Annotated in this window: 21 protein-coding genes; all 21 read left to right on the top strand. The window is 63.9% G+C overall.

All coding sequences use genetic code 11. The features are described 5' to 3' along the window. Positions 1–16 precede the first annotated feature (16 nt). The 21 genes from PI86_RS12200 (at position 17) to PI86_RS12100 (ending at position 24137) form a co-directional block, all read left to right on the top strand. Complete coding sequence (locus PI86_RS12200) at positions 17–901, top strand: branched-chain amino acid ABC transporter permease (RefSeq protein ID WP_014895483.1); 885 nt, start codon at positions 17–19, stop codon at positions 899–901. Beyond that, positions 901–1875 (top strand): branched-chain amino acid ABC transporter permease, encoded by a 975-nt coding sequence (locus PI86_RS12195; protein WP_039322538.1) that lies wholly within the window; start codon positions 901–903, stop codon positions 1873–1875. The genes PI86_RS12200 and PI86_RS12195 overlap by 1 nt, the downstream gene beginning before the upstream one ends. A gap of 1128 nt (positions 1876–3003) precedes the next feature. Beyond that, complete coding sequence (locus PI86_RS12190) at positions 3004–4161, top strand: ABC transporter substrate-binding protein (protein WP_014895486.1); 1158 nt, start codon at positions 3004–3006, stop codon at positions 4159–4161. 201 nt (positions 4162–4362) lie between these two features. Beyond that, positions 4363–5418 carry a branched-chain amino acid ABC transporter permease gene (locus PI86_RS12185; protein ID WP_039322535.1) on the top strand — a complete coding sequence of 352 codons (1056 nt, stop codon included), beginning with the start codon at positions 4363–4365 and terminating at the stop codon, positions 5416–5418. A 4-nt stretch (positions 5419–5422) separates the two neighbouring features. Further along, positions 5423–7207, top strand: coding sequence for a branched-chain amino acid ABC transporter ATP-binding protein/permease (locus PI86_RS12180; protein WP_082012226.1), 1785 nt, complete (start codon positions 5423–5425; stop codon positions 7205–7207). After that, a complete protein-coding gene (locus PI86_RS12175; RefSeq protein ID WP_039322532.1) occupies positions 7207–7962 on the top strand; it encodes an ABC transporter ATP-binding protein in 756 nt (251 codons plus the stop codon). Before PI86_RS12180 ends, PI86_RS12175 begins: the two co-directional genes overlap by 1 nt. Before the next feature lie 521 nt (positions 7963–8483). Then, positions 8484–10454: a tRNA uridine-5-carboxymethylaminomethyl(34) synthesis enzyme MnmG gene (gene mnmG / locus PI86_RS12170; protein WP_039322529.1), complete on the top strand. Its 1971-nt coding sequence runs from the start codon at positions 8484–8486 to the stop codon at positions 10452–10454. Beyond that, positions 10451–11137: a 16S rRNA (guanine(527)-N(7))-methyltransferase RsmG gene (rsmG, locus tag PI86_RS12165; protein WP_039322527.1), complete on the top strand. Its 687-nt coding sequence runs from the start codon at positions 10451–10453 to the stop codon at positions 11135–11137. Before mnmG ends, rsmG begins: the two co-directional genes overlap by 4 nt. A 50-nt stretch (positions 11138–11187) precedes the next feature. Then, positions 11188–11967 carry a ParA family protein gene (locus PI86_RS12160; RefSeq protein WP_039322524.1) on the top strand — a complete coding sequence of 260 codons (780 nt, stop codon included), beginning with the start codon at positions 11188–11190 and terminating at the stop codon, positions 11965–11967. Positions 11968–11998: 31 nt separating this feature from the next. Next, positions 11999–12892, top strand: a complete 894-nt coding sequence (locus tag PI86_RS12155) for a ParB/RepB/Spo0J family partition protein (protein WP_014895494.1) — start codon at positions 11999–12001, stop codon at positions 12890–12892. A gap of 13 nt (positions 12893–12905) precedes the next feature. Next, complete coding sequence (locus PI86_RS12150; RefSeq protein WP_039322520.1) at positions 12906–14036, top strand: SLC13 family permease; 1131 nt, start codon at positions 12906–12908, stop codon at positions 14034–14036. Positions 14037–14605: 569 nt separating this feature from the next. Then, on the top strand, positions 14606–15133 hold the full coding sequence (locus tag PI86_RS12145) for an ATP synthase subunit I (RefSeq protein WP_039322517.1): 528 nt from the start codon (positions 14606–14608) through the stop codon (positions 15131–15133). A 109-nt stretch (positions 15134–15242) separates the two neighbouring features. Further along, positions 15243–16094 carry a F0F1 ATP synthase subunit A gene (atpB, locus tag PI86_RS12140; RefSeq protein WP_014895497.1) on the top strand — a complete coding sequence of 284 codons (852 nt, stop codon included), beginning with the start codon at positions 15243–15245 and terminating at the stop codon, positions 16092–16094. 75 nt (positions 16095–16169) lie between these two features. Continuing rightward, the gene (gene atpE / locus PI86_RS12135) at positions 16170–16439 is read left to right on the top strand and encodes a F0F1 ATP synthase subunit C (protein ID WP_006482730.1); all 270 of its coding nucleotides are present in this window, start codon (positions 16170–16172) and stop codon (positions 16437–16439) included. 129 nt (positions 16440–16568) lie between these two features. After that, on the top strand, positions 16569–17039 hold the full coding sequence (locus PI86_RS12130; protein WP_006751767.1) for a F0F1 ATP synthase subunit B: 471 nt from the start codon (positions 16569–16571) through the stop codon (positions 17037–17039). Positions 17040–17041: 2 nt separating this feature from the next. After that, a complete protein-coding gene (locus PI86_RS12125) occupies positions 17042–17581 on the top strand; it encodes a F0F1 ATP synthase subunit delta (RefSeq protein ID WP_014895498.1) in 540 nt (179 codons plus the stop codon). A gap of 44 nt (positions 17582–17625) precedes the next feature. Continuing rightward, entirely contained in the window at positions 17626–19167 is a 1542-nt protein-coding gene (atpA, locus tag PI86_RS12120; RefSeq protein WP_014895499.1) for a F0F1 ATP synthase subunit alpha, read from the top strand. A gap of 69 nt (positions 19168–19236) precedes the next feature. Then, complete coding sequence (gene atpG / locus PI86_RS12115) at positions 19237–20112, top strand: F0F1 ATP synthase subunit gamma (RefSeq protein ID WP_014895500.1); 876 nt, start codon at positions 19237–19239, stop codon at positions 20110–20112. Positions 20113–20178: 66 nt separating this feature from the next. Continuing rightward, positions 20179–21573 carry a F0F1 ATP synthase subunit beta gene (atpD, locus tag PI86_RS12110; protein WP_039322510.1) on the top strand — a complete coding sequence of 465 codons (1395 nt, stop codon included), beginning with the start codon at positions 20179–20181 and terminating at the stop codon, positions 21571–21573. A 153-nt stretch (positions 21574–21726) separates the two neighbouring features. Further along, positions 21727–22152 (top strand): F0F1 ATP synthase subunit epsilon, encoded by a 426-nt coding sequence (locus PI86_RS12105; protein ID WP_006477288.1) that lies wholly within the window; start codon positions 21727–21729, stop codon positions 22150–22152. 257 nt (positions 22153–22409) lie between these two features. After that, entirely contained in the window at positions 22410–24137 is a 1728-nt protein-coding gene (locus tag PI86_RS12100) for an AMP-binding protein (RefSeq protein WP_039322504.1), read from the top strand. The last annotated feature ends 487 nt before the right edge of the window (positions 24138–24624 follow it).

The following is a 24624-nucleotide window of genomic DNA, read 5'->3' as shown; positions in this document are numbered from 1 at the left end:
TCTGACGGCTAAGTCGATGGAAATCTTTGGCATTCCGTTACCGGCGATGCTGAGCCAGTTGCTGCTCGGGCTCGTCAACGGCTCGTTCTACGCGATCCTGAGCCTCGGGCTCGCGGTGATTTTCGGGCTGCTCAACGTGATCAACTTCGCGCATGGCGCGCTGTTCATGCTGGGTGCGATGCTCGCGTGGATGGGCCTGTCGTACTTCGGGTTGCCGTATTGGGCGATGCTCGTGCTGGCACCGCTGATCGTCGGCGCGTTCGGGATCGTGATCGAGCGTTCGATGCTGCGCTGGCTGTACAAGCTCGATCACCTGTACGGGCTGTTGCTCACGTTCGGCCTCACGCTCGTCGTCGAAGGCGTGTTCCGGTCGATCTACGGATCGTCCGGCCAGCCGTACGACGTGCCGTCGCAGCTCTCCGGCGCGACCAATCTCGGCTTCATGTTCCTGCCGAACTACCGCGCGTGGGTGGTCGTCGCGTCGCTCGCGGTGTGTCTCGTGACCTGGTTCGTGATCGAGAAGACGCGCCTGGGCGCCTATCTGCGCGCGGGCACCGAGAACCCGAAGCTCGTCGAGGCGTTCGGCGTGAACGTACCGATGATGATCACGCTCACCTACGGCTTCGGCGTCGCGCTCGCCGCGTTCGCGGGCGTGCTCGCCGCGCCGGTGATCCAGGTGTCGCCGCTGATGGGCCAGCCGATGATCATCACCGTGTTCGCGGTGGTCGTGATCGGCGGGATGGGCTCGATTCTCGGCTCGATCATCACGGGGCTGATGCTCGGCGTGATCGAGGGCTTCACGCGCGTGTTCTATCCGGAAGCATCGGCCACCGTCGTGTTTGTGATCATGGCGATCGTGCTGCTGATCCGCCCGGCGGGCCTGTTCGGCAAGGAAAAATGATGCAGAGAAAAGTGCTCTATGGCGTGCTGCTTGCCGCACTGCTTGCCGCGCCGTTCATCGGCGCGTATCCGGTGTTCGTGATGAAGGTGCTCACGTTCGCGCTGTTCGCGGCCGCGTTCAACCTGCTGATCGGCTATACGGGGCTGCTGTCGTTCGGCCATGCAATGTTCCTCGCGACCGCCGGCTATGCGACCGGCTATGCGATCCAGACGCTCGGCTTCACGCCGGAGCTCGGCGTGCTCGTCGGGACGTTCGCCGCGACGCTGCTCGGGCTGGTCGTCGGCCTGTTCGCGATCCGCCGGCAGGGCATCTACTTTGCGATGATCACGCTCGCGTTCGCACAGATGGTCTACTTCATCTACCTGCAGGCGCCGTTCACGCACGGCGAGGACGGCCTGCAGGGCGTGCCGCGCGGGCACTTGTTCGGGCTCGTCGACCTGTCGAACGACGTCGCGCTGTACTACGTCGTGCTCGCGGTGATCGTTGCGGCGTGCGCGTTCATCGTGCGGATCGTGCACTCGCCGTTCGGCCAGGTGCTCGTCGCCATCAAGGAGAACGAGGCGCGCGCGATCTCGCTCGGCTACGACACCGACCGCTTCAAGCTGCTCGCGTTCATCCTGTCGGCCGGGCTCGCGGGGCTGGCCGGCTCGCTGAAGGTGCTGGTGCTCGGCTTCGAGACGCTGTCCGACGCGTACTGGACGATGTCGGGCCTCGTCGTGCTGATGACGCTCGTCGGCGGGATGGGCACGCTGTTCGGGCCGCTGCTCGGCGCGGCGCTGATCGTCGCGCTGGAGGACCGCCTCGGCGACATCGGCGAATCGCTCGCGTCGATCACCGGCGTCGGCTGGTTCCGCTCGCTCGGCGAATCGGCGACGATCGTCACGGGGCTGATCTTCATCGCATGCGTGCTGGCGTTCCGGCGCGGGATCGTCGGCGAGATGGTCGCGCGGGTCAAGACGCTCAGGCCGTCCTGATGGCATCGCGCCGGGCGATGCGGCGCGTTGATGCGAAGCACCATCCGGCACGGCCCGGAAGGGTGCCGCGGCGGGCGCCGGCCGGCGCCGCGCGGCAAGGCTGGTGCCCCATTTTCGTGCGGCGATGCACCATAGGGGTAAATGCTAAGTTGTCGCAGGGTGAAAGGTCCTTTAATCTTCGTCTCAGTTCTGATGCACCGCGAAACGAATTTGCAGGTGGAGAACGAGGAGACAATCGAGGCACAAAGTGCCCGGACCCCAAAGCGCTGTTGGACGGAATCCAACAGCGCTTTTTCATTTGTGTGCGCGATTTTCCTTCGATGGTGCAGCGGCCGGCGTCGTGTCTGCACGATCGCGCCCGCACCGTGCGTCTCCCGCGGTTCACGCCCGTCCCCCCGTTCCTCTCCTTTCCTGCAAGCCGTTCGCCTCTGGCGCGCAGCCACGCGCATGCCGTTCGGGCTTACCCGGTTGGCGTGCGCAAATGGCGTCCGTTACACTCAGCTTTCGCCGACCGCGCGGTCGGGAAAATCGGTCGGCAGTTCTCCTACAAGCAAAATGCAGAAGACGGAGTACGGTTGGATGAGAAGCGCAGGGCGAAGGATCGGGGCAGGAGGGGCGGCTGGTGCCGCTCGTTCGGGGTCGGGTGCGCGTGGGTATCTCGTGGCGTGCGCGGGGCGTCCAGCGGCCGCTATGCGCGTTTCGGCGCGATTTGCCGGGGCGGCTGTTTCGCCAGTCGTTGCGTTCGCATCCGTATCGTCATTCGCGTTCGCATTGGCATGAATGGCCGGCTTTCCCAGCTTGAGCCGCCCGCGCGCGTGGCCGAATCAGTCCGGGCCAGCGCCTTCCGCCGATCGTTGCATTCGCATCGATCGCATCTCGCGCAACGGCGCATTCCTCCGGTTGCTTCATTCCGACGACATCGCTGTCGCGCATCGTGTTGCGGTCGAACGACCGTTTCGGCGCGCGCGCATGCGGTGTCGTCCGGGCGCTGTCGCGGCGGTGGCGTTTCACGGGAAAACGAGCGTAGGCGTGGTCCGGCGAGATAGTTAAATTATTAACTTGTTTTGGGGAACGGGAGCCGCCCGAGCGACCCGCGGATTTTTCGAGCAGCGTTTGGAGACAACCTAGATGAAGATGAATCGATGGATGGAGGCCGTGCTTGCCGCGGGCCTCGTGTGCGCGGCGGCAACGGCGTCGGCGCAGGTGAAGATCGGCGTGACGCTGTCGGCCACCGGGCCGGCCGCGTCGCTCGGGATTCCGGAAAAGAACACGATCGCGCTGCTGCCGAAGGAAATCGCGGGCAAGAGCGTGCAGTACATCGTACTCGACGATGCGTCCGACACGAGCCGCGCGGTGCAGAACGTGCGCAAGCTGATCGATGAGGATCACGTCGACGCGATCATCGGTTCGTCCGTCACGCCGAACTCGCTCGCGATGCTCGACCCGGTGTCGCAGGGCAAGACGCCGACGATCTCGCTCGCGGCGAGCGCGCAGATCATCTCGCCGATGGACGCGAAGCGCGCGTGGATGTTCAAGGTGCCGCAGAACGACCAGCTGATGGCCGACGCGATCGCCGGCTACATGGCGAAGCACGGCGTGAAGACGGTCGGCTTCATCGGCTTCGCCGACGCGTACGGTGACAGCTGGTACAACACGTTCAACGCGGCCGCCGCGAAGAACGGTCTGAAGGTCGTGTCGAACGAGCGCTACAACCGTACCGACGCATCGGTGATGGGGCAGGTGCTGAAGCTGATGGGCTCGAATCCGGACGCGGTGCTGATCGCCGGCTCCGGCACGCCGGCCGCGCTGCCGGCCAAGACGCTGAAGGAGCGTGGCTACAAGGGCAAGGTGTACCAGACGCACGGCGTCGCCAACAACGACTTCCTGCGCGTGTGCGGCAAGGATTGCGAAGGCGAGATCCTGCCGGCCGGCCCGGTGCTCGTCACCGACCAGCTGCCCGATACGAACCCGGTGAAGAAGCCGGCGCTCGGCTACAAGGCCGCCTACGAGAAGGCAAACGGCGCGGGTTCGCTGTCGACTTTCGGCGGGCATGCGTGGGATGCGGGGCTGCTGCTGCAGCATGCGATTCCCGACGCGCTGAAGAAGGGCCAGCCGGGCACCGAGGCGTTCCGCGAGGCGCTGCGCGCATCGCTCGAGAGCGTGAAGGACCTGCCCGTGTCGCACGGCGTGATCAACATGACGTCGACCGACCACAACGGCTTCGACACGCGTGCGCGCGTGATGGTGCAGATCGTCGACGGCAAGTGGAAGCTGCAGGCCGAGTAAGCACCACGTGAAACCGGCGGGCGCGGCGCGAACGGCGCCGTGCTCGCCGTCGGCAGCGCGGCGGGCCTGGCGGCCCGCATCCGCGCCGCATGGAATCTCCGGGAAGCCCCCGCGCGACGCCTGACGCTCCGGTCTTGCGGTCCGCGCGCCCGGGCTGCTCCCGTCGCCGTTTCTCCGCAGCATTCTCGATACACGAAACGTATGGATCTCTCGATTGCGGCGATCCTCGCGCAAGACGGCATCACGACCGGCGCCATTTATGCATTGCTGTCGCTGGCGCTCGTGCTGGTGTTTTCCGTCACGCGGGTGATCTTCATTCCCCAGGGCGAATTCGTCGCCTACGGTGCGCTGACGCTCGCGGCGTTGCAGGCGCAGAAATTTCCCGCCACCTGCTGGCTGCTGTTCGTGATGGGCATCGCGTGCTTCCTGCTGGAAGTCGGCGGCCTGATCCGCCATCGCGAACGTCGCCATCAGCTCGGCCGCACGCTCACGACGCTGACCAGCCGCTACGTCCTGCTGCCGCTCGCGGTGTTCGCGGTCACGCGCGGCTTCGCCGCGCAGCCGTTGCCGATGCTCGCGCAGATCGCACTGACGCTTGCGATCGTCGTGCCGATGGGGCCGTTCGTCTACCGGCTCGTCTATCAGCCGATCGCCGAAGGCACGACCCTGCTGCTGCTGATCGTATCGGTGGCCGTCCATTTCGCGATGGTCGGCCTCGGGCTCGTGATGTTCGGCGCGGAAGGCTCTCGCACCAACGGATTCACCGATGCGTCGCTGGCGATCGGCGGCATGACGGTGTCGGTGCAGAGCATCCTGGTGGTCGTGACCGCGCTGGTGCTGATCGGTGCGCTCTACGTGTACTTCGGGCGCACGATCGCCGGCAAGGCGCTGCGCGCGACGTCGGTGAACCGGCTCGGCGCGCGGCTCGTCGGCATCGGCACGACTGAAGCAGGGCGCCTCGCGTTCACGTTGGCGGCGGGGCTCGGCGTGCTGTCCGGCATCCTCGTCGGTCCGCTGACGACGATCTACTACGACTCCGGCTTCCTGATCGGCCTGAAGGGTTTCGTCGGCGCGATCATCGGCGGGCTGGTCAGCTATCCGCTCGCGGCCGCCGGCTCGTTGCTGGTCGGCGTGCTCGAATCGTATTCGTCGTTCTGGGCGAGTGCATACAAGGAAGTGATCGTGTTCACGCTGATCATTCCGGTGCTGCTGTGGCGCAGCTTCGCGACGCCGCACGCGGAAGAGGAAGAGGAGTGACGCGATGAAGACAATGGTACGCAACAAGACCTTCTGGGTGTTTCTCGTGGTGCTGTTCGCGCTGCCGGTGCTGCCCGGCGCGCTGCAGGTGCCCGAATACTGGATCACGCTGCTGAACTACATCGGCCTCTACGCGATCGTCGCGATCGGGCTCGTGCTGCTGACGGGCGTCGGCGGGATGACGAGCTTCGGGCAGGCCGCGTTCGTCGGCATCGGCGCGTATGCGACTGCGCTCCTGACGACGCGATACGGCGTGTCGCCGTGGCTCGCGCTGATCGTCGGCGTCGTGCTGACGGCGCTGGTCGCGCTCGTGCTCGGCGCAGTCACGATGCGGTTGTCCGGGCACTTCCTGCCGCTCGGCACGATCGCGTGGGGCCTCGCGCTGTTCTATCTGTTCGGCAATCTCGAACTGCTCGGCAAGTACGACGGGATCAACGGGATTCCGGCGCTGAACCTGTTCGGCATCGTGCTCGAAAGCGGCCGCAGCCTGTACTTCCTGATCTGGGCCGTCGTGCTGGCTGCGATCGTGTCGGTGCAGAACCTGCTCAACAGCCGGCCCGGCCGGGCGATCCGCGCGCTGCGCGGCGGCGGCGTGATGGCCGAGGCGATGGGCATCAACACCGCGTGGATGCGCGTCGTGATCTTCGTCTATGCGGCCGTGCTCGCGGCGGTATCGGGCTTCCTGTACGCGCACCTGCAGCGCGCGGTCAACCCGACCCCGTTCGGCCTGAATCACGGGATCGAATTCCTGTTCATGGCGGTGGTCGGCGGCGTGTCGCATGTGTGGGGTGCGGTGCTCGGTGCGGCGATCCTGACGGTGCTGCAGGACTACCTGCAGACGCTGTTGCCGAAGCTGCTCGGCTCGGAAGGCAACTTCGAGATCATCGTGTTCGGCGTGTTGATGGTGCTGCTGCTGCAGTACGCGCGCCAGGGCGTGTGGCCGTTCGTCGCGAAGCTGTTTCCACGCGGGCCGCGCGCGCACGTGCCGGACCATGCCGATCCGCTGCCGCAGCGTGCCAAGCCGGCGGCAGGCGAACCGCTGCTCGTCGTTGACAACGCGCGCAAGCAGTTCGGCGGGCTGGTGGCCGTCAACGACGTCAGTTTCGACGTGAAAGCGGGGCAGATCATCGGGCTGATCGGCCCGAACGGCGCCGGCAAGTCGACCACGTTCAACCTCGTGACCGGCGTGCTGCAGCCGACCGGCGGCACGATCACGTTCCGTGGCGAGCGGATCGACGGGCTCACGTCGCGGCAGATCGTCCGGCGCGGGATTGGCCGTACGTTTCAGCACGTGAAGCTGCTGCCGACGATGACGGTGCTCGAGAACGTCGCGATCGGCGCGCATCTGCGCGGCCATACGGGCGTGTGGCGTAGCATCGCGCGGCTCAATGCGCATGAGGAAACGCAATTGCTGGCCGAAGCGGCGCAGCAGATCCGCCGCGTCGGGCTGGAAAAGCACATGTATGACGAGGCGGGTAGCCTCGCGCTCGGCCAGCAGCGGATTCTCGAAATCGCCCGCGCGCTGTGCTGCGATCCGACGCTGCTGCTGCTCGACGAGCCGGCCGCCGGGCTGCGCTATCAGGAGAAGCAGCAACTCGCTGACTTGCTGCGGCGCCTGAAGGCCGAAGGCATGAGCGTGTTGCTCGTGGAACATGACATGGATTTCGTGATGAACCTCACCGACCGGCTGGTGGTGATGGAGTTCGGCACGCGGATCGCGGAAGGGCTGCCGCAGGATGTGCAGCAGGATCCGGCGGTGCTCGAAGCGTATCTGGGCGGGGTGGAGTGATGACGGACACGACGATGCCGATTCTCGAGGTGCGCGGGCTGGCGGTCCGGTACGGGAAGGTGGAAGCGCTGCACCGCGCGGCGATCAAGGTTGGCGCAGGGCAGATCGTCAGCGTGATCGGCCCGAACGGGGCCGGCAAATCGACGTTGCTGAACGCGATCATGGGCGCGCTGCCGGTGACCGGGCATGCTTCCGGCGCGGTTTTGTATCGCGGCAGCGATGTCAGCGCGCTGCCGGTTGAGCAGCGCGTCGCGCGCGGGATGTGCCTGGTGCCTGAAAAGCGCGAGCTGTTCAGCACGATGACGGTCGAGGACAACCTCGTGCTGGGCGCGTATCGCCGCAAGCTGGCGGGCGAGTCGAACTTCCTCGACCAGCTCGATCACGTGTTTGTGCTGTTTCCGCGGCTGAAGGAGCGGCGCAAGCAGGCAGCCGGCACGCTGTCGGGTGGCGAGCGACAGATGCTCGCGGTTGGCCGTGCGCTGATGGGCAAGCCTGACCTGCTGATGCTCGACGAGCCGAGCCTCGGGCTGGCGCCGCTGATCGTGAAGGAGATTTTTCATATCATCAGCGCGTTGCGCGGCACCGGTGTCGCGACGCTGCTGATCGAGCAGAATGCTCGGGCCGCGCTGCAGATCTCCGACTACGGCTATGTGCTGGAGACGGGTGAGTTCGCGCTCGAAGGGCCGGCGGCCGAACTGGCGCAGAATCCGCGTGTGATTGAGACATACCTGGGGCTGGCGAAGAAAACGGCTTGATGGCCGGGCGGGTGACATGAAACGAGCGGCGTGTTTCACGTGAAACACGCCGTTTTTGTTTTCGGGGGCAGGGCAGTGCGTGGGTGAACCGGGTAGGGGATAAGTGCCGGAGGAACAAGTGGAAGCCCTGTGAGGGGCTGGGAATCGGATGCTCAGGGCAGTGTGGCTGCACAGGCTGGCGAGTGTTGGGTGCGCGCCAGGGCTCCGCCATCGCGAGCCGCACCGCACAGTGGATAAGGGGCGCACGATTGATCGGAAATACTGTGGCTGGATGCGATGTCCGTTTCACAGGCCCGCTGTCCGAACCCCGGTTTTGCACACCCAGTTGATGTGTGTTGAGGTCGAGGCGGCGCCGCAGCAGCGGGGCGGGGAGCACAGATTGGCCGATTGAGCGAAAAAAATCGGCGAAATGAACGGACCCTACCATTCGGACGGTCTTCGGGTGAAAAGCGAACCCGCTATAATTCGGCCCATACATTTCTCAGATAGGTCCGTGCGCAGTCCTGTGTACGGAATCCACCATGCTTTTTCCCACAGAATTTGACGTCATCGTCGTCGGTGGCGGTCACGCCGGCACGGAAGCCGCGTTGGCATCCGCCCGTATGGGTGCGAAGACGCTGCTGCTGACCCATAACATCGAAACGCTCGGGCAGATGAGCTGCAATCCGTCGATCGGCGGCATTGGCAAGGGCCATCTGGTCAAGGAAGTCGATGCGCTCGGCGGCGCGATGGCGGCCGCGACGGACGAGAGCGGTATTCAGTTCCGGATCCTCAATTCGTCGAAAGGTCCGGCTGTGCGCGCGACGCGTGCACAGGCCGACCGTATCCTGTACAAGGCTGCGATCCGCCATCGGCTCGAGAATCAGCCGAACCTCTGGCTGTTCCAGCAGGCCGTCGACGACCTGATGGTCGAAGGCGATCGCGTGGTTGGCGCCGTGACGCAGATCGGCATCCGCTTCCGTGCTCGTGCGGTGGTGCTGACGGCCGGTACGTTCCTCGACGGCAAGATCCACGTCGGCCTGAACAACTACACGGGCGGTCGCGCAGGCGATCCGGCGGCCGTGTCGCTGTCGGCGCGTCTGAAGGAGCTGAAGCTGCCGCAGGGCCGCCTGAAGACCGGTACGCCGCCGCGTATCGACGGCCGTTCGATCGATTTTTCGAAGCTGGACGAGCAGCCGGGCGACCTCGATCCGGTCCCGGTGTTCTCGTTCCTGGGCCGCGCGGAGCAGCATCCGCAGCAGTTGCCGTGCTGGGTCACGCATACGAACGAGCGCACGCACGACATCATTCGCGGCGGCCTCGACCGTTCGCCTATGTATACAGGCGTGATCGAAGGTGTCGGCCCGCGTTACTGCCCGTCGATCGAGGACAAGATCCACCGGTTCGCGTCGAAGGAATCGCACCAGATCTTCCTCGAGCCGGAAGGGCTGACGACCAACGAGTTCTATCCGAACGGGATTTCGACGAGCTTGCCGTTCGACGTGCAGCTCGAACTCGTGCACTCGATGCGTGGCCTCGAGAACGCACACATCCTGCGCCCCGGCTACGCGATCGAGTACGACTACTTCGACCCGCGTGCGCTGAAGGCGTCGCTCGAGACGAAGGCGATCAACGGGCTGTTCTTTGCGGGCCAGATCAATGGCACGACCGGCTATGAAGAAGCGGCCGCACAGGGCCTGCTCGCCGGGCTGAATGCAGGCCGTTACGTGCAAGAGAAGGACGCATGGTGCCCGCGTCGCGACCAGGCCTACCTTGGCGTGCTGGTCGACGACCTCGTCACGCGTGGCGTGGCCGAGCCGTACCGGATGTTCACGAGCCGTGCCGAGTACCGCCTGAGCCTGCGTGAAGACAATGCCGACATGCGCCTGACCGAACTTGGCCGCGAGCTGGGCCTCGTCGACGACGTTCGCTGGGATGCGTTCTCGCGGAAGCGCGACGCTGTTTCACGTGAAACCGAACGGCTGAAATCGACGTGGGTCACGCCGAAGACGCTGCCGCCGGAAGAGGCGACTGCGTTGCTCGGCAAGGCGATCGATCACGAGTACAGCCTCGCCGAATTGCTGCGCCGTCCCGGCATCAGCTACGACGGCGTGTGCGGCCTGAAGGGCGGTGAATGCGCGCCGGCGGAGCCGCTGGCCGACGATCCGGTGCTGCTCGAGCAGATCAAGGAACAGGTCGAGATCGGCATCAAATATCAGGGCTATATCGAACGTCAGGCCAGCGAGATCGAGCGCAACGATGCGAACGAGAACACGCGCCTGCCGGACGGTATCGACTATCGCGAGGTGCGTGGCCTGTCGTTCGAGGTGAGCCAGAAGCTCAACGAGTTCCGGCCGGAAACGATCGGCCAGGCATCGCGCATCTCGGGCGTCACGCCGGCTGCGATCTCGCTGCTGATGGTGCACCTGAAGCGCCGTGGCCTCGGCCGTCGTAATGGCGCCGCCGCAGAGGCGCCCGAGCAGGGGGACGGCACTGTCCCGACGCAACAATGACGGCGCGTCGCGCGCCGGCGGTTAATCGGGACGTACTTGAAGGGATGCTTGTCGAGGGCACGGCCGCGCTCGACATCGCATTGACGGATGCACAACGCAACCAGCTGCTCGACTATGTCGCGCTGCTCGGCAAGTGGAACGCGGTCTACAACCTGACCGCGATCCGCGACCCGAAGCAGATGCTGATCCAGCACATCCTCGATTCGCTTTCCATCGTTCCGCATCTGCGCGGCCGCGCATCGGCGCGCGTGCTGGACGTGGGTTCGGGCGGCGGGTTGCCCGGTATCGTGCTGGCGATCGTGCAGCCGGACTGGCAAGTGACGCTGAACGATATCGTGCAGAAGAAGTCTGCATTCCAGACGCAGATGCGTGCGGAACTGAAGCTCGCGAACCTGTCGGTCGTCACCGGTCGGGTCGAGTCGCTGCAGCCGGGTGTCGAAGTGCCGGAAAAATTCGACATGATCGTATCCCGCGCTTTCGCTGATCTGTCCGACTTCGTTAAACTTGCTCGACATCTCGTCGCGCCCGGTGGATCGATCTGGGCAATGAAGGGCGTCCACCCGGATGACGAAATTGCGCGGTTGCCGGAAGGCAGTCGCGTAAAGCAGACGATGCGGCTGGCGGTACCGATGCTCGATGCCGAACGGCATCTGATCGAGGTCACCGTCGACGAGGCGATTTGAAGGCGCGCAAGTGCGCGCCGTTTGTTTGAAGTAAGAGGAACACACCAACGATGGCAAAGATCTTCTGCGTTGCGAACCAGAAGGGGGGCGTCGGCAAGACGACGACATCGGTTAATCTCGCCGCAAGCCTTGCAGCGCAGGAGCAACGAGTCCTGCTGATCGATCTCGACCCGCAGGGCAACGCGACGATGGGCAGCGGGATCGACAAGGCCGCTTGCGAGTCGACCGTGTACGAAGTGCTGATCGACGGCGTATCGGTGATCGACGCGCGCGTGCGTCCGGAAGGCGTCACGTACGACGTGCTGCCGGCAAACCGCGAGCTGTCCGGTGCCGAGATCGAGCTGATCGGCATCGACAACCGCGAGCGTCGGCTGAAGGCCGCACTCGAGCGCGTGGCGGACGATTACGACTTCGTGCTGATCGACTGCCCGCCGACGCTGTCACTGCTGACGCTGAACGGCCTGTGCGCGGCGCACGGTGTCGTGATCCCGATGCAGTGCGAGTACTTCGCACTGGAAGGGTTGTCGGATCTCGTCAATACGATCAAGCAGGTTCACGCGAACATGAATCGCGACCTGAAGATCATCGGCTTGCTGCGCGTGATGTTCGATCCGCGCATCACGCTGCAGCAGCAAGTCTCCGATCAACTGAAAGCGCACTTCGGCGACAAGGTGTTCGACGCGGTGATTCCGCGCAACGTGCGTCTGGCCGAAGCGCCGAGTTACGGGTTGCCGGGTGTTGTGTTCGACCGCAACTCGCGCGGTGCGCAGGCGTATCTCCAGTTCGGTGCCGAGATGATCGACCGCGTCCGCGCGTTCGAGGTGTCGTGATCCGGACATGAGCGAAGCGAGGAAGAAAGAAATGAACGCGGTACCAAAGAAGAAGGGCTTGGGACGTGGCCTCGAAGCGCTGCTCGGCGGCAGTGCGGACATCACCGAAGCGGTGAAGATCGAAGGGGCGCCGAACACGCTCGCGCTCGGCAAGCTGCAGGCCGGCAAGTACCAGCCGCGGACGCGGATGGACGAGGGCAGCCTGCAGGAGCTGGCGGCCAGCATTCGTGCGCAGGGCGTGATGCAGCCGATCCTGGTACGGCCCATCTCATCCGATAAGTACGAGATCATCGCGGGCGAGCGGCGTTTCCGCGCGGCGCGCCTGGCCGGCCTCGACGAAGTGCCGGTACTCGTGAAGGACGTGACCGATCAGGCTGCCGCGGCGATGGCGCTGATCGAGAACATCCAGCGCGAGGACCTGAACCCGCTGGAAGAGGCGCACGGTATCCAGCGTCTGCTCGACGAGTTCGGTTTCACGCATGAACAGGCGGCTGAATCGGTCGGCCGTTCGCGCAGCGCGGTGTCGAACCTGCTGCGCCTGCTGAACCTCGCATCGCCGGTGCAGACGATGCTGCTGGCCGGCGATCTCGACATGGGGCATGCGCGCGCGCTGCTCGCCGTCGACGCGGCGACGCAGATCACGCTCGCGCACCAGGTCGTCAACAAGCGCATGTCGGTGCGCGAGACGGAGAAGCTGGTCGCGCACACGACCAAGGAAGCACCGGCCGTGAAGGCGCGCGCGAAGGATGACGGCGGCCGCGACACGCGCCGTCTCGAAGAAGAGTTGTCCGACCTGCTCGCGTCGACGGTGAAAATCAAGCTCGGCCGCCGCGGGCGAGGGCAGGTGCTGATCGACTTCGGCAACCTCGACGCGCTCGAGGGCATTCTCGTGCGCCTGCGCGGCAACGTCGCGACCGAAGAGTAACGAGGCGCGATCGATGGAGAACGCGGGAGCGGTTGCGCCGCGCAGGTGGTTCGGATGGCTGATGCAGGAGCCCGTGCTCACGGTGCTGGCGCTTGCGCTGATTCTTGTTCAATGGTTGCGCCCGCAACCAATTGCCGCGCTGGCCGGCCGTGTCGACTGGCAGACCGTCGTGACGCTCGCGGGCCTGCTGATGCTGACCAAGGCGCTCGAGCTGTCCGGGTGCCTGATGTGGCTCGCGCATCGCATCGTGCATCACGTGCGATCCGAGCGCGGGCTTGCGATGCTGCTGGTCGTGTTCGCGGCGGCACTCGCGATGTGGCTGACCAACGACGTCGCGCTGTTCGTCGTCGTTCCGCTGATGGTGTCGCTGCGCAAGCTGACACCGCTGCCGTTCAGGCGGCTCGTGATCGCCGTCGCGCTGGCCGTCAACGCGGGGTCCGTCGCGACGCCGCTCGGCAATCCGCAGAACCTGTTCCTGTGGCAATTGAGTGGCGTGTCGTTCGGCCGCTTCGTCGTCACGCTCGGGCCGCTCGCCGTTGTGATGATGGCGCTGCTGCTCGTGCTGACGGCGTGCGCGTTTCGCGCGAAACCGCTCGACCTGTCCGGCGACGTCGACGCGGTTCCCGTGCAGCGCATGCACGCGCTGCTCGCGGCGGTACTGTTCGGTGCGTTCGTGCTGCTGGCCGACGCGCATCATCCGGTGCCGGGCCTGATCGCCGTCGTGATCGCATTGCTGGTTGCGAAACGTGATGCAGTCCTGAAGATCGACTGGCTGCTGCTGCTGATCTTCGTGCTGATGTTCGTCGTGCTGCGCAGCGCGGCCGCGCTGCCCGTCGTCCACGACGTGATCGCACAGACCCACCTCGATTCGCCGCTGCGCGTGTTTGCGGCGGGCGCCGTGCTGTCGCAGGGGATCAGCAACGTACCGGCCGCGATCCTGCTGTCGGAATTCACGCACGACTGGCGCGCGCTCGCGTTCGGCGTATCGGTCGGCGGCTTCGGCTTCGCGATCAGTTCGCTCGCGAACCTGATCGCGGTGCGTCTCGCGAAGGAGCCGCGCATGTGGCTGCCGTTTCACCTCGTTTCGATTCCGTTCGCGCTCGCGAGTGCGGCACTCGGCGCGTGGCTGCTCGTGCACGGCTGAGCGGTGCGGCTGCGTGCGCTGCAGGCGTAACGCAAGCTTGGCGGGGAGGGGCGCAGCATTCGCGCGCGTTGCGGCCGGGGTTGTTGATAAGTGCTGCATTCCACAGTCGGTTTACTGTGGCGGCGTAACAACTGATTGCCTGCATAGGTACGCTCGCGACCAACCGTATTTCACGCATCGCGCCTGGTGGCTGGCCACAGCATTTCGCCTGTCCCGCGTCATCGCGCCGAGTCATTTCCCGTGATCGCGTCACAGCAGAATTCCTGCTGCGATCGCGGCGCGCCGGTGGCGCCCGCACCAGGCATCGATGCCACGCCATTGCATCGCCACAGGACATTTTCGCGCAAGAAATACTGGTGCAAAAATCCCACCTTACAACTGTCATCGTACGTCGTAGAATCGCGCGTTTTTCACATGATGAGGCGTCGTTTTACGCAGGTTTTTGTCGCGTCTAAAGCCTTGAATCACTTGCAACTATCGCTTACAATCGCCCGGATTTGTTAGCTAGGCACCCCTGAAAGCTTTCAGAAAGCTTGGGGCCGGGTTCAAGGATTTTGCGGAAGATTGCGATGGCGGGTCAGGCGCCGAACGACAGGCACGATGATCACCGCGCGCAACGCACCGCTTCAGCGGCCGGCGAGCGGCGCGAATCCGATGGCGACGACTGGGATGTCGAGCAGCAAGATGACAACATCGTTCCGCTCACGCGGACGGATGCCGAGAGGTTGTTCGGTCCGAACGTGAGCAAGCCATCGCGCGTAACCCCCTACAAGGTGGTGACCGCGCAGGTGGTCTTGTCCCTGGTTGCAACGCTGGCGTGGTGGCTGTTTTCAAAGTCACCGGGCGCCGCTGCGCAGTCCGCGTTTCTGGGCGGGGCGATCGGCTGGGTGCCAAGCGCGTTGTTCGTGGCACGACTGAAGGCAGGTGGCTCGGCCACCGTGATGAGCTGGGTGATGGGCGAAGCCCTGAAGCTCGGTGTGACGATCGGAATGTTCGCCGCAGTGGCGTACGGCTATGCCGGCGTGCACTGGCCGGCACTCCTCGTCACCTACCTCGTCGTGCTGAAGACGTACTGGATCGCGCTGGCCTGGCGGTAAAAAACAAGCAGCGTGCGGTTTCGACAACGAACCGCACCGGCCCGTTCCCGCAATAGCGTGTTGCGGAACAGGCAAAACGATTTTCGACAATTTGGGTGGCATTAACGATATGGCAGCTAGCGAAGGCACGCGCGGTCCGGATCCGTCCGAGTACATTGCGCACCACTTGCAGAATTTCTCCACCTCGCATCAGACGTCGATTTTCGACATCCACGTCTGGAATCTCGACACGCTGTTCTGGTCGATCGTTTGCGGCTTCGTGACGTTCGTCCTGCTGCGTCTGGCTGCCCGCAAGGCGACGTCGGGCGTGCCGGGCCGTTTCCAGTGCGCAATCGAGATGCTCGTCGAAATGGTCGAAGACCAGTCGAAGGCCATCGTCCACGGCAATCGTACCTTCATCGCTCCGCTCGCACTCACGGTGTTCGTGTGGGTCGCGCTGATGAACTCCCTCGACTTTCTCCCGGTCGACCTGCCGGGCCGCGTAATCGGCCTGCTCGGTCTGTCGGACGTGATTTCCCACCATCGCATCGTCCCGACGGCCGACCTGAACGGCACGCTCGGCATCGCGCTCGGCGTGTTCGTCCTGATGATCTACTACAGCATCAAGATCAAGGGCGCGGGCGGCTTTGTGCATGAGCTGCTGTCGGCCCCGTTCGGCGCCCACCCGCTGCTGTGGATCCCTAACCTCGCGCTCAACATCGTCGAATATCTCGCAAAGACCGTGTCCCTCGGTATGCGGCTGTTCGGCAACATGTACGCGGGTGAGCTGTTGTTCCTGTTGATCGCCCTGCTCGGCAGCATGTGGAGCTTCGGTGGCGACGCAACGTTCCTCGGCTTCGTTGGTCATGTGATCGCGGGTAGCGTCTGGGCAATCTTCCACATCCTGATTGTTCTGTTGCAGGCATTCATTTTCATGATGCTGACGCTGGTGTATCTCGGCCAGGCGCACGACAAGCACTAAGCGCGGCGTGCAAGAAAGAGTTTCCGTTTTAGTTTTTTAAATCTCAGTTCCAAGTCTTTTCACAAAGGAGTGATCATGCAAGCTTACATCGCCAACATCCAGGGTCTGACCGCCATCGGTATCGGCATCATCATCGGCCTGGGTGCAATCGGCGCCTGTATCGGTATCGCGCTGATGGGTGGCAAGTACATCGAAGCCTGCGCGCGTCAGCCGGAACTCATCAACCCGCTGCAAACGAAGATGTTCCTGCTGGCTGGCCTGATCGACGCTGCATTCCTGATCGGCGTTGGTGTCGCAATGCTGTTCGCGTTCGCGAACCCGCTCCTGTCGAAGCTCGCAGGCTAAGGTTCCTCGGAAATATGCGCCCGGCGTAAGCCGGGGCAGGGCGGAACGGAGACTTGGGGCGCTGATCGAATGCAACTCGATGAGCGCCTTACCGTTTCATTTTTCCGGAATAGCAGATAAGGAAACACCGTGAATCTCAACGCAACTCTGTTTGCGCAAATGGTCGTGTTCCTGGTCCTCGCGTGGTTCACGATGAAGTTCGTGTGGCCGCCGTTGATCAACGCCCTCGACGAACGTTCGAAGAAGATCGCCGACGGCCTCGCCGCCGCGGAGAAGGGCAAGGCGGAACTCGACGCAGCGCACAAGCGCGTGGACCAGGAACTCGCGCAGGCCCGCAACGACGGCCAGCAGCGCATCGCCGACGCTGAAAAGCGTGCCCAGGCGGTCGCCGAGGAAATCAAGGCCAACGCCCAAGCTGAAGCCGCCCGCATCGTCGCTCAGGCGAAAGCGGAAGCAGAACAGCAAATCGTGAAGGCGCGCGAAGCGCTGCGTGGCGAAGTCGCCTCGCTGGCCGTGAAGGGCGCCGAGCAGATCCTGAAGCGCGAAGTCGATCAAACGGCCCACGCCCAACTGCTGAATCAACTGAAAGCCGAGCTCTGATCATGGCCGAACTTGCAACCATCGCCCGCCCTTACGCAGAAGCGCTGTTCCGCGTGGCCGAGGGAGGTGACATCGCCGCCTGGTCCACGCTCGTGCAAGAGCTGGCCCAGGTTGCGCGTCTGCCGGAAGTGCTGTCGGTCGCGTCGAGCCCGAAGGTGACGCGCACGCAAGTGGCCGAGCTGCTGCTTGCTGCGGTGAAGTCGCCGGTCGCGGCAGGCGCCGAAGCGAAGAACTTCGTGCAGATGCTGGTCGACAATCATCGCATCGCGCTGCTGCCGGAAATCGCCGAGCAGTTCGAGGCGCTCAAGAACGAACGTGAAGGTGCAGCCGACGCCGAGATCGTGAGCGCGTTCCCGCTGAACGGCGCGGATCTCGAAAGCCTCGTCTCTGGCCTCGAACGCAAGTTCAAGCGCAAGCTGAAGCCGACGGTCGAAGTCGATTCGTCGCTGATCGGCGGCGTGCGCGTGACGGTCGGCGACGAAGTGCTCGACACCTCGGTTCGCGCGCGCCTCGCATCGATGCAGGCTGCCTTGACCGCCTGAGCGCCACGCCGGCACGCAACAGAATTGACTATCAGGAGCGAATAATGCAACTCAATCCCTCTGAGATCAGCGAGCTGATCAAGAGCCGGATCCAGGGCCTTGAAGCGAGCGCAGACGTTCGCAACCAGGGCACCGTGATCTCCGTGACCGACGGTATCGTGCGTATCCACGGCCTGTCGGACGTGATGCAGGGCGAAATGCTCGAGTTTCCGGGCAACACGTTCGGTCTCGCGCTGAACCTCGAGCGCGACTCGGTCGGCGCGGTGATTCTCGGCGAATACGAACACATCTCGGAAGGCGACATCGTCAAGACGACGGGCCGCATTCTGGAAGTCCCGGTTGGTCCGGAACTCGTCGGCCGCGTGGTCGATGCGCTCGGCAACCCGATCGACGGCAAGGGCCCGGTCAACGCGAAGCTGACCGACGCGATCGAAAAGATCGCCCCGGGCGTGATCTGGCGTAAGTCGGTGTCGCAGCCGGTGCAGACGGGCATCAAGTCGATCGACGCGATGGTGCCGATCGGCCGTGGCCAGCGTGAGCTGATCATCGGCGACCGTCAGTGCGGCAAGACCGCGGTGGCGCTCGACGCGATCATCAACCAGAAGGGCAAGGACCTGATCTGTATCTACGTCGCGATCGGCCAGAAGGCTTCGTCGATCATGAACGTGGTTCGCAAGCTCGAAGAAACGGGCGCGATGGAATACACGATCGTCGTCGCCGCTTCGGCATCGGATTCCGCCGCAATGCAGTACCTGGCACCGTACGCCGGCTGCACGATGGGCGAATACTTCCGCGACCGTGGTCAAGACGCGCTGATCATTTATGACGACTTGACCAAGCAGGCTTGGGCATACCGTCAGATCTCGCTGCTGCTGCGCCGCCCGCCGGGCCGTGAAGCTTACCCGGGCGACGTGTTCTATCTGCACTCGCGTCTGCTCGAGCGCGCTGCTCGCGTGTCGGAAGAGTACGTTGAGAAGTTCACGAACGGCGAAGTGAAGGGCAAGAGCGGTTCGCTGACGGCACTGCCGGTCATCGAAACGCAGGCTGGCGACGTGACCGCGTTCGTTCCGACGAACGTGATCTCGATTACCGACGGCCAGATCTTCCTGGAAACCGACCTGTTCAACGCAGGCATCCGCCCGGCAATCAACGCCGGCGTGTCGGTGTCGCGAGTCGGTGGCGCCGCTCAGACGAAGGTCGTGAAGAAGCTGTCGGGCGGTATCCGTACCGACCTCGCGCAGTACCGTGAACTGGCAGCATTCGCACAGTTCGCATCGGACCTCGACGAAGCGACCCGCAAGCAGCTCGAGCGCGGCCGCCGCGTGACGGAACTGCTGAAGCAGCCGCAGTACCAGCCGCTGCAGGTGTGGGAACTGGCCGTGTCGCTGTACGCCGCGAACAACGGCTACCTCGACGATCTCGACGTCAAGCAAGTGCTGTCGTTCGAGAAGGGCCTGCGCGACAACCTGAAGACCAGCCACGCTGACCTCATCAAGCGCATCGAAGACACCAAGGATCTCTCGAAGGACGACGAAGGCGCACTGCGCTCGGCAATCGAATCCTTCAAGAAGTCCGGTGCCTATTGATCCGCGAGTGACACACTGAGGCCGCGCGGGTGCTGATGCGCCCGCGCCGCTTCGGTCAAGGAGCAAGCTATGGCTGGAATGAAGGAAATTCGCGGCAAGATCAAGAGCGTGCAGAACACGCGCAAGATCACGAAGGCGATGGAGATGGTGGCTGCATCGAAGATGCGTCGCGCGCAGGAACGCATGCGCGCCGCTCGTCCGTATGCAGACAAGGTCCGTGCCATCGCCGCGCACATGAGCCGTGCGAACCCGGAGTACCGCCACCCGTTCATGGTGGCAAACGACGGCGCGCAGACGGCCGGCATCATCCTCGTCACGACGGACAAGGGTCTTTGCGGCGGTCTGAACACCAACGTGCTGCGTGCGACGGTGCAGAAGTTCAAGGAGCTGGAAGAGAAGGGCCAGAAGGTCGAAGCTACCGCGATCGGTAGCAAGGGCCTCGGGTTCCTGAACCGCTTCGGCGCGAAGGTGCTGTCGCAGGTCGTGCACCTCGGCGACACCCCGCATCTGGACAAGCTGATCGGCGCCGTGAAGACGCAGCTCGATCTGTACTCGGAAGGCAAGCTGTCGGCGGTCTATATCGCTTACACGCGCTTCGTCAACACGATGAAGCAGGAAGCCGTGATCGAGCAGCTGCTGCCGCTGTCGTCGGAACACTTCGAAGCCGATGACGGTACGCCGGCCACGTCGTGGGACTACATCTACGAGCCGGACGCGCAGGCAGTCGTCGACGAACTGCTCGTGCGTTACGTCGAGGCGCTGGTGTACCAGGCTGTCGCGGAGAACATGGCGTCCGAGCAATCGGCGCGGATGGTCGCGATGAAGGCCGCGTCCGACAACGCGAAGACGGTGATCAGCGAACTGCAGCTCGTGTACAACAAGAGCCGCCAGGCCGCGATTACGAAAGAACTGTCGGAGATCGTCGGCGGCGCAGCTGCTGTTTAAGCGCGCGCCCCGGACGACAACTGCGCCTTTGCGCGAGTAAAGAATCAGGTATTTAAAGGAAAAGCGATGAGTACTGCTGCTTTGGTAGAAGGCAAGATCGTACAGTGCATCGGCGCCGTTATCGACGTGGAATTCCCGCGCGACAGCATGCCGAAGATCTACGACGCGCTCATTCTCGATGGCTCGGAACTGACGCTCGAAGTCCAGCAGCAGCTGGGCGACGGCGTGGTCCGTACCATCTGTCTGGGTGCATCCGACGGCCTGCGCCGCGGCCTGACCGTGAAGAACACGGCAAAGCCGATTTCGGTGCCGGTCGGCAAGCCGACCCTCGGCCGTATCATGGACGTGCTCGGCCGTCCGATCGACGAAGCCGGCCCGATCGAGAGCGACGTGACGCGTTCGATCCACCAGAAGGCTCCGGCGTTCGACGAACTGTCGCCGTCGACCGAACTGCTCGAAACGGGTATCAAGGTTATCGACCTGATCTGCCCGTTCGCAAAGGGCGGCAAGGTTGGCCTGTTCGGCGGTGCTGGCGTGGGCAAGACCGTCAACATGATGGAGCTCATCAACAACATCGCGAAGGAACACGGCGGTTACTCCGTGTTCGCGGGCGTGGGCGAGCGTACCCGTGAAGGGAACGACTTCTACCACGAAATGAAGGACTCGAACGTTCTCGACAAGGTCGCGCTGGTGTACGGCCAGATGAACGAGCCGCCGGGCAACCGTCTGCGCGTCGCGCTGACCGGCCTGACGATGGCCGAGCACTTCCGTGACGAAGGCCTCGACGTGCTGTTCTTCGTCGACAACATCTACCGTTTCACGCTGGCCGGTACCGAAGTGTCGGCACTGCTCGGCCGTATGCCGTCGGCAGTGGGCTATCAGCCGACGCTGGCTGAAGAAATGGGCAAGCTGCAGGAACGCATCACGTCGACCAAGAAGGGCTCGATTACGTCGGTTCAGGCCGTGTACGTCCCTGCGGACGACTTGACCGACCCGTCGCCGGCTACGACCTTCGGCCACCTGGACGCAACCGTCGTTCTGTCGCGTGACATCGCTTCGCTGGGTATCTACCCGGCAGTCGACCCGCTCGACTCGACGTCGCGCCAGATCGACCCGAACGTGATCGGTGAAGAGCACTACTCGATCACCCGTCGCGTTCAGCAGACGCTGCAGCGCTACAAGGAACTGCGCGACATCATCGCGATTCTGGGCATGGACGAACTGTCGCCGGAAGACAAGCTGTCGGTCGCACGTGCGCGTAAGATCCAGCGTTTCCTGTCGCAGCCGTTCCACGTCGCTGAAGTGTTCACGGGCTCGCCGGGCAAGTACGTGCCGCTGAAGGAAACGATCCGTGGCTTCAAGATGATCGTCGACGGCGAGTGCGATCACCTGCCGGAACAGGCGTTCTACATGGTCGGCACGATCGACGAAGCCTTCGAAAAGGCCAAGAAGATCTCGTAAGGGTCAGGCGTAACGCAGCGGGCGCCGGTGCGTCCGTGACGGATACCTTGATGGTATTCGTTCGCGGACAGGCGCCCACGTAATACGCTCAACCCGCCGTGCATGGGATCGGAGTCAGCGCAAAAGCGCTGACCCCGATCGACAGGAGTCGATATGGCAACCATCAAAGTAGACGTCGTCAGCGCGGAAGAGCAGATCTTCTCGGGCGAGGCGAAATTCGTCGCGCTGCCGGGCGAAACGGGTGAGCTGGGCATTCTGCCGGGTCACACGCCGCTGATCACGCGGATTCGTCCGGGTGCGGTGCGCATCGAAGTCGAGGGCGGCAACGACGAATTCGTGTTCGTCGCGGGCGGCATTCTCGAAGTGCAGCCGGGCGCCGTGACGGTGCTCGCCGATACCGCGATCCGCGGCAAGGACCTCGATGCGGCGAAAGCCGAGGAAGCGCGCAAGCGTGCCGAGGAAACGCTGCAGAACGCGAAGTCGGACCTCGACCTCGCAAAGGCGCAATCCGAACTCGCGACCGCAATGGCGCAGCTCGAAGCGATCCAGCGTCTGGCGAAGATCCGCAGCCGGCACTGAGCCGCGCCGCGTATCGCGCGAAAGAAAGCAGCCTTCGGGCTGCTTTTTTTTCGCCCGTCGTTTTCGTCTGTTTTTTGCGGGCCGGATCGTATCGGCCGGTCGTGCTATTTCATCCGTCCGCCGCGATTTGATGTCAGAGTGTCGTCAGCAGAGCGCGGCATCATGCGCGCAGAGGCTGTCCGCCGCGAGTGCGGCGGAGCAGGCGCGCGCATCGACCGCGTGCCAGGCCGATCAGACAAAACCGGACGGAGACATCGATGGCAGCAGACCTTGGCAAGGGGGCGCTGATCGCGCCCGAAAACGGACTGTCGTACGTGCGCGGCGCGACCGACGTGCCGCTATCCGAGGCGACGATCGGCCGATTCCTGCTCGACACGGCCGGCCGCTTTCCCGAACGTCCGGCGGTCGTGTTCCGCGAGCAGCAGGTACGCTGGACCTGGCGCGAGTTCGCGCACGAGATCGACGTGCTCGCGGCGGGCCTCGCCGCGCTCGGAATCGTGAAGGGCGATTGCGTCGGCATCTGGTCGCCGAATCGCAGCGAATGGCTGCTCACGCAGTTCGCGACCGCGCGCATCGGCGCGGTTCTCGTCAACATCAATCCGGCCTACCGGCTCGCGGAACTCGAATACGCGCTGAACAAGGTCGGCTGCAAGGCCGTGATCGCGGCCGAGCGCTTCAAGACGTCGGCCTACGTCGAGATGCTGCAGACCATCGCGCCGGAGCTCGCAAGCGCGACGCCGGGCGACCTGCATGCGGCACGCGTGCCGAGCCTGCGCACGGTCGTGTCGATGGGCGAGGTCGCGCCGGCCGGCATGTTCCGCTTCGCGGACGTGATGGCGCGCGGCCGGGACACGCTCGATGTCGCGCGGCTCGACGCGATCGGCGCGACGCTCGCGGCCACCGATCCGATCAACATCCAGTTCACGAGTGGCACGACCGGCAGCCCGAAGGGCGCGACGCTCACGCACCGCAACGTCGTCAACAACGCGCGCTCGATCGCGATGGCGATGCGCTTCACCGAGCAGGATTCGTTGTGCATTCCGGTGCCGCTGTATCACTGCTTCGGCATGGTGCTGGCCGTGCTCGCGTGCGTGTCGAAGGGCGCGGCGATGGTATTCCCCGGCGAGGCGTTCGATCCGGTCGCGACACTCGCGGCCGTCGCCGACGAACGCTGCACCGCACTGCACGGTGTGCCGACGATGTTCATCGCGGAGCTCGATCATCCGGAATTCGCGAAGTTCGACCTGTCGACGCTACGCACCGGAATCATGGCCGGCTCGCCGTGTCCGATCGAGACGATGAAGCGCGTCGTGTCGCAGATGCATCTCTCTGAAATCACGATCGCATACGGAATGACGGAGACGAGCCCGGTGTCGTTCCAGAGCTCGACCGACGATCCGCTCGAGAAGCGCACGACGACGGTCGGCCGCATCCAGCCGCATCTGGAGGTGAAGATCGTCGATCCGGATGGCGACGTCGTATCGGTCGGCGCAACGGGCGAGCTGTGCACGAAGGGCTATTCGGTGATGCTCGGCTACTGGGACGACGACGCGAAGACGCGCGAGGTGCTGGTCGACGGCTGGATGCACACGGGCGACCTCGCGACGCTCGACGCGGACGGCTACTGCAACATCGTCGGCCGGCTCAAGGACATGGTGATCCGCGGCGGCGAGAACGTGTATCCGCGCGAGATCGAGGAATTCCTGTTCAGGCATCCGAAGATTCAGAGCGCGCAGGTGTTCGGTGTGCCCGATGCGAAATACGGTGAGGAGCTGTGCGCGTGGATCGTGCTGCGTGCGGACGAGCAGATGTCGGAGGACGACGTGCGGGCGTTCTGCAACGGGCAGATCGCGCACTACAAGATTCCGCGCTACGTCCGCTTCGTCGACGAATTGCCGATGACGGTGACGGGCAAGGTGCAGAAGTTCGTGATGCGCGAACGGATGATCGAGGAACTGAAGCTCGATGTGCAGAAGACCGCGTAACACGGTCAGGCGGCGGGAAAAACGCGGCGGCCTGCGGGCCGTTGCGGTTTCGATAGACGAAAAAAAGCGGGCTTATTAGCCCGCTAAAAACCACACGCTACGGGGTTAGCGCGAGGAGACCAAAGATGAAACCGAGTCCGGCGGGGGGCCGGAAACGACTCCAACAGGGATGCCCCTCGGAAGGGCTTCGGTACGTGACCGACTGGCTCGCAGCGCTTCGCGTCCGCTCACACTTGGCACACGAGACCGCATCCGTGTTGAAACCGTTGAGCCCATTGTGGGCGAATTAATGACCCCTCGCGGTAACAAAGTGTTTCAGGTTGTAACGCCCGCCAGATAAGGCTTTCCGGGATATTTTGCTGTTTTCGGGGTCCTGATAAAGGTCATATTTACTTATCTTTTCCGCAGAGTTTTCATCGTATGCGCGCAATGCGTTTTTCATGCGTATCGGGATCGATGAATTGCCGATTTACACGCCGGAATGTGC

Source organism: Burkholderia sp. A9 (assembly GCF_000801975.1).
The sequence above is the reverse complement of the archived record's forward strand: the minus strand, read 5'-3'. Positions and strand labels throughout refer to the sequence as shown.

Coding starts and splice junctions, on each gene's coding strand:
- PI86_RS12175 (WP_039322532.1), top strand. CDS start 7,207: ATGACGGACACGACGATGCCGATTCTCGAGGTGCGCGGGCTGGCGGTC.
- PI86_RS12105 (WP_006477288.1), top strand. CDS start 21,727: ATGGCAACCATCAAAGTAGACGTCGTCAGCGCGGAAGAGCAGATCTTC.
- PI86_RS12145 (WP_039322517.1), top strand. CDS start 14,606: ATGGCGGGTCAGGCGCCGAACGACAGGCACGATGATCACCGCGCGCAA.
- PI86_RS12125 (WP_014895498.1), top strand. CDS start 17,042: ATGGCCGAACTTGCAACCATCGCCCGCCCTTACGCAGAAGCGCTGTTC.
- atpE (WP_006482730.1), top strand. CDS start 16,170: ATGCAAGCTTACATCGCCAACATCCAGGGTCTGACCGCCATCGGTATC.
- atpD (WP_039322510.1), top strand. CDS start 20,179: ATGAGTACTGCTGCTTTGGTAGAAGGCAAGATCGTACAGTGCATCGGC.
- PI86_RS12190 (WP_014895486.1), top strand. CDS start 3,004: ATGAAGATGAATCGATGGATGGAGGCCGTGCTTGCCGCGGGCCTCGTG.
- PI86_RS12200 (WP_014895483.1), top strand. CDS start 17: ATGGAAATCTTTGGCATTCCGTTACCGGCGATGCTGAGCCAGTTGCTG.
- PI86_RS12155 (WP_014895494.1), top strand. CDS start 11,999: ATGAACGCGGTACCAAAGAAGAAGGGCTTGGGACGTGGCCTCGAAGCG.
- atpG (WP_014895500.1), top strand. CDS start 19,237: ATGGCTGGAATGAAGGAAATTCGCGGCAAGATCAAGAGCGTGCAGAAC.
- PI86_RS12100 (WP_039322504.1), top strand. CDS start 22,410: ATGGCAGCAGACCTTGGCAAGGGGGCGCTGATCGCGCCCGAAAACGGA.
- PI86_RS12180 (WP_082012226.1), top strand. CDS start 5,423: ATGAAGACAATGGTACGCAACAAGACCTTCTGGGTGTTTCTCGTGGTG.
- PI86_RS12160 (WP_039322524.1), top strand. CDS start 11,188: ATGGCAAAGATCTTCTGCGTTGCGAACCAGAAGGGGGGCGTCGGCAAG.
- mnmG (WP_039322529.1), top strand. CDS start 8,484: ATGCTTTTTCCCACAGAATTTGACGTCATCGTCGTCGGTGGCGGTCAC.
- PI86_RS12150 (WP_039322520.1), top strand. CDS start 12,906: ATGGAGAACGCGGGAGCGGTTGCGCCGCGCAGGTGGTTCGGATGGCTG.
- atpA (WP_014895499.1), top strand. CDS start 17,626: ATGCAACTCAATCCCTCTGAGATCAGCGAGCTGATCAAGAGCCGGATC.
- atpB (WP_014895497.1), top strand. CDS start 15,243: ATGGCAGCTAGCGAAGGCACGCGCGGTCCGGATCCGTCCGAGTACATT.
- rsmG (WP_039322527.1), top strand. CDS start 10,451: ATGACGGCGCGTCGCGCGCCGGCGGTTAATCGGGACGTACTTGAAGGG.
- PI86_RS12195 (WP_039322538.1), top strand. CDS start 901: ATGCAGAGAAAAGTGCTCTATGGCGTGCTGCTTGCCGCACTGCTTGCC.
- PI86_RS12185 (WP_039322535.1), top strand. CDS start 4,363: ATGGATCTCTCGATTGCGGCGATCCTCGCGCAAGACGGCATCACGACC.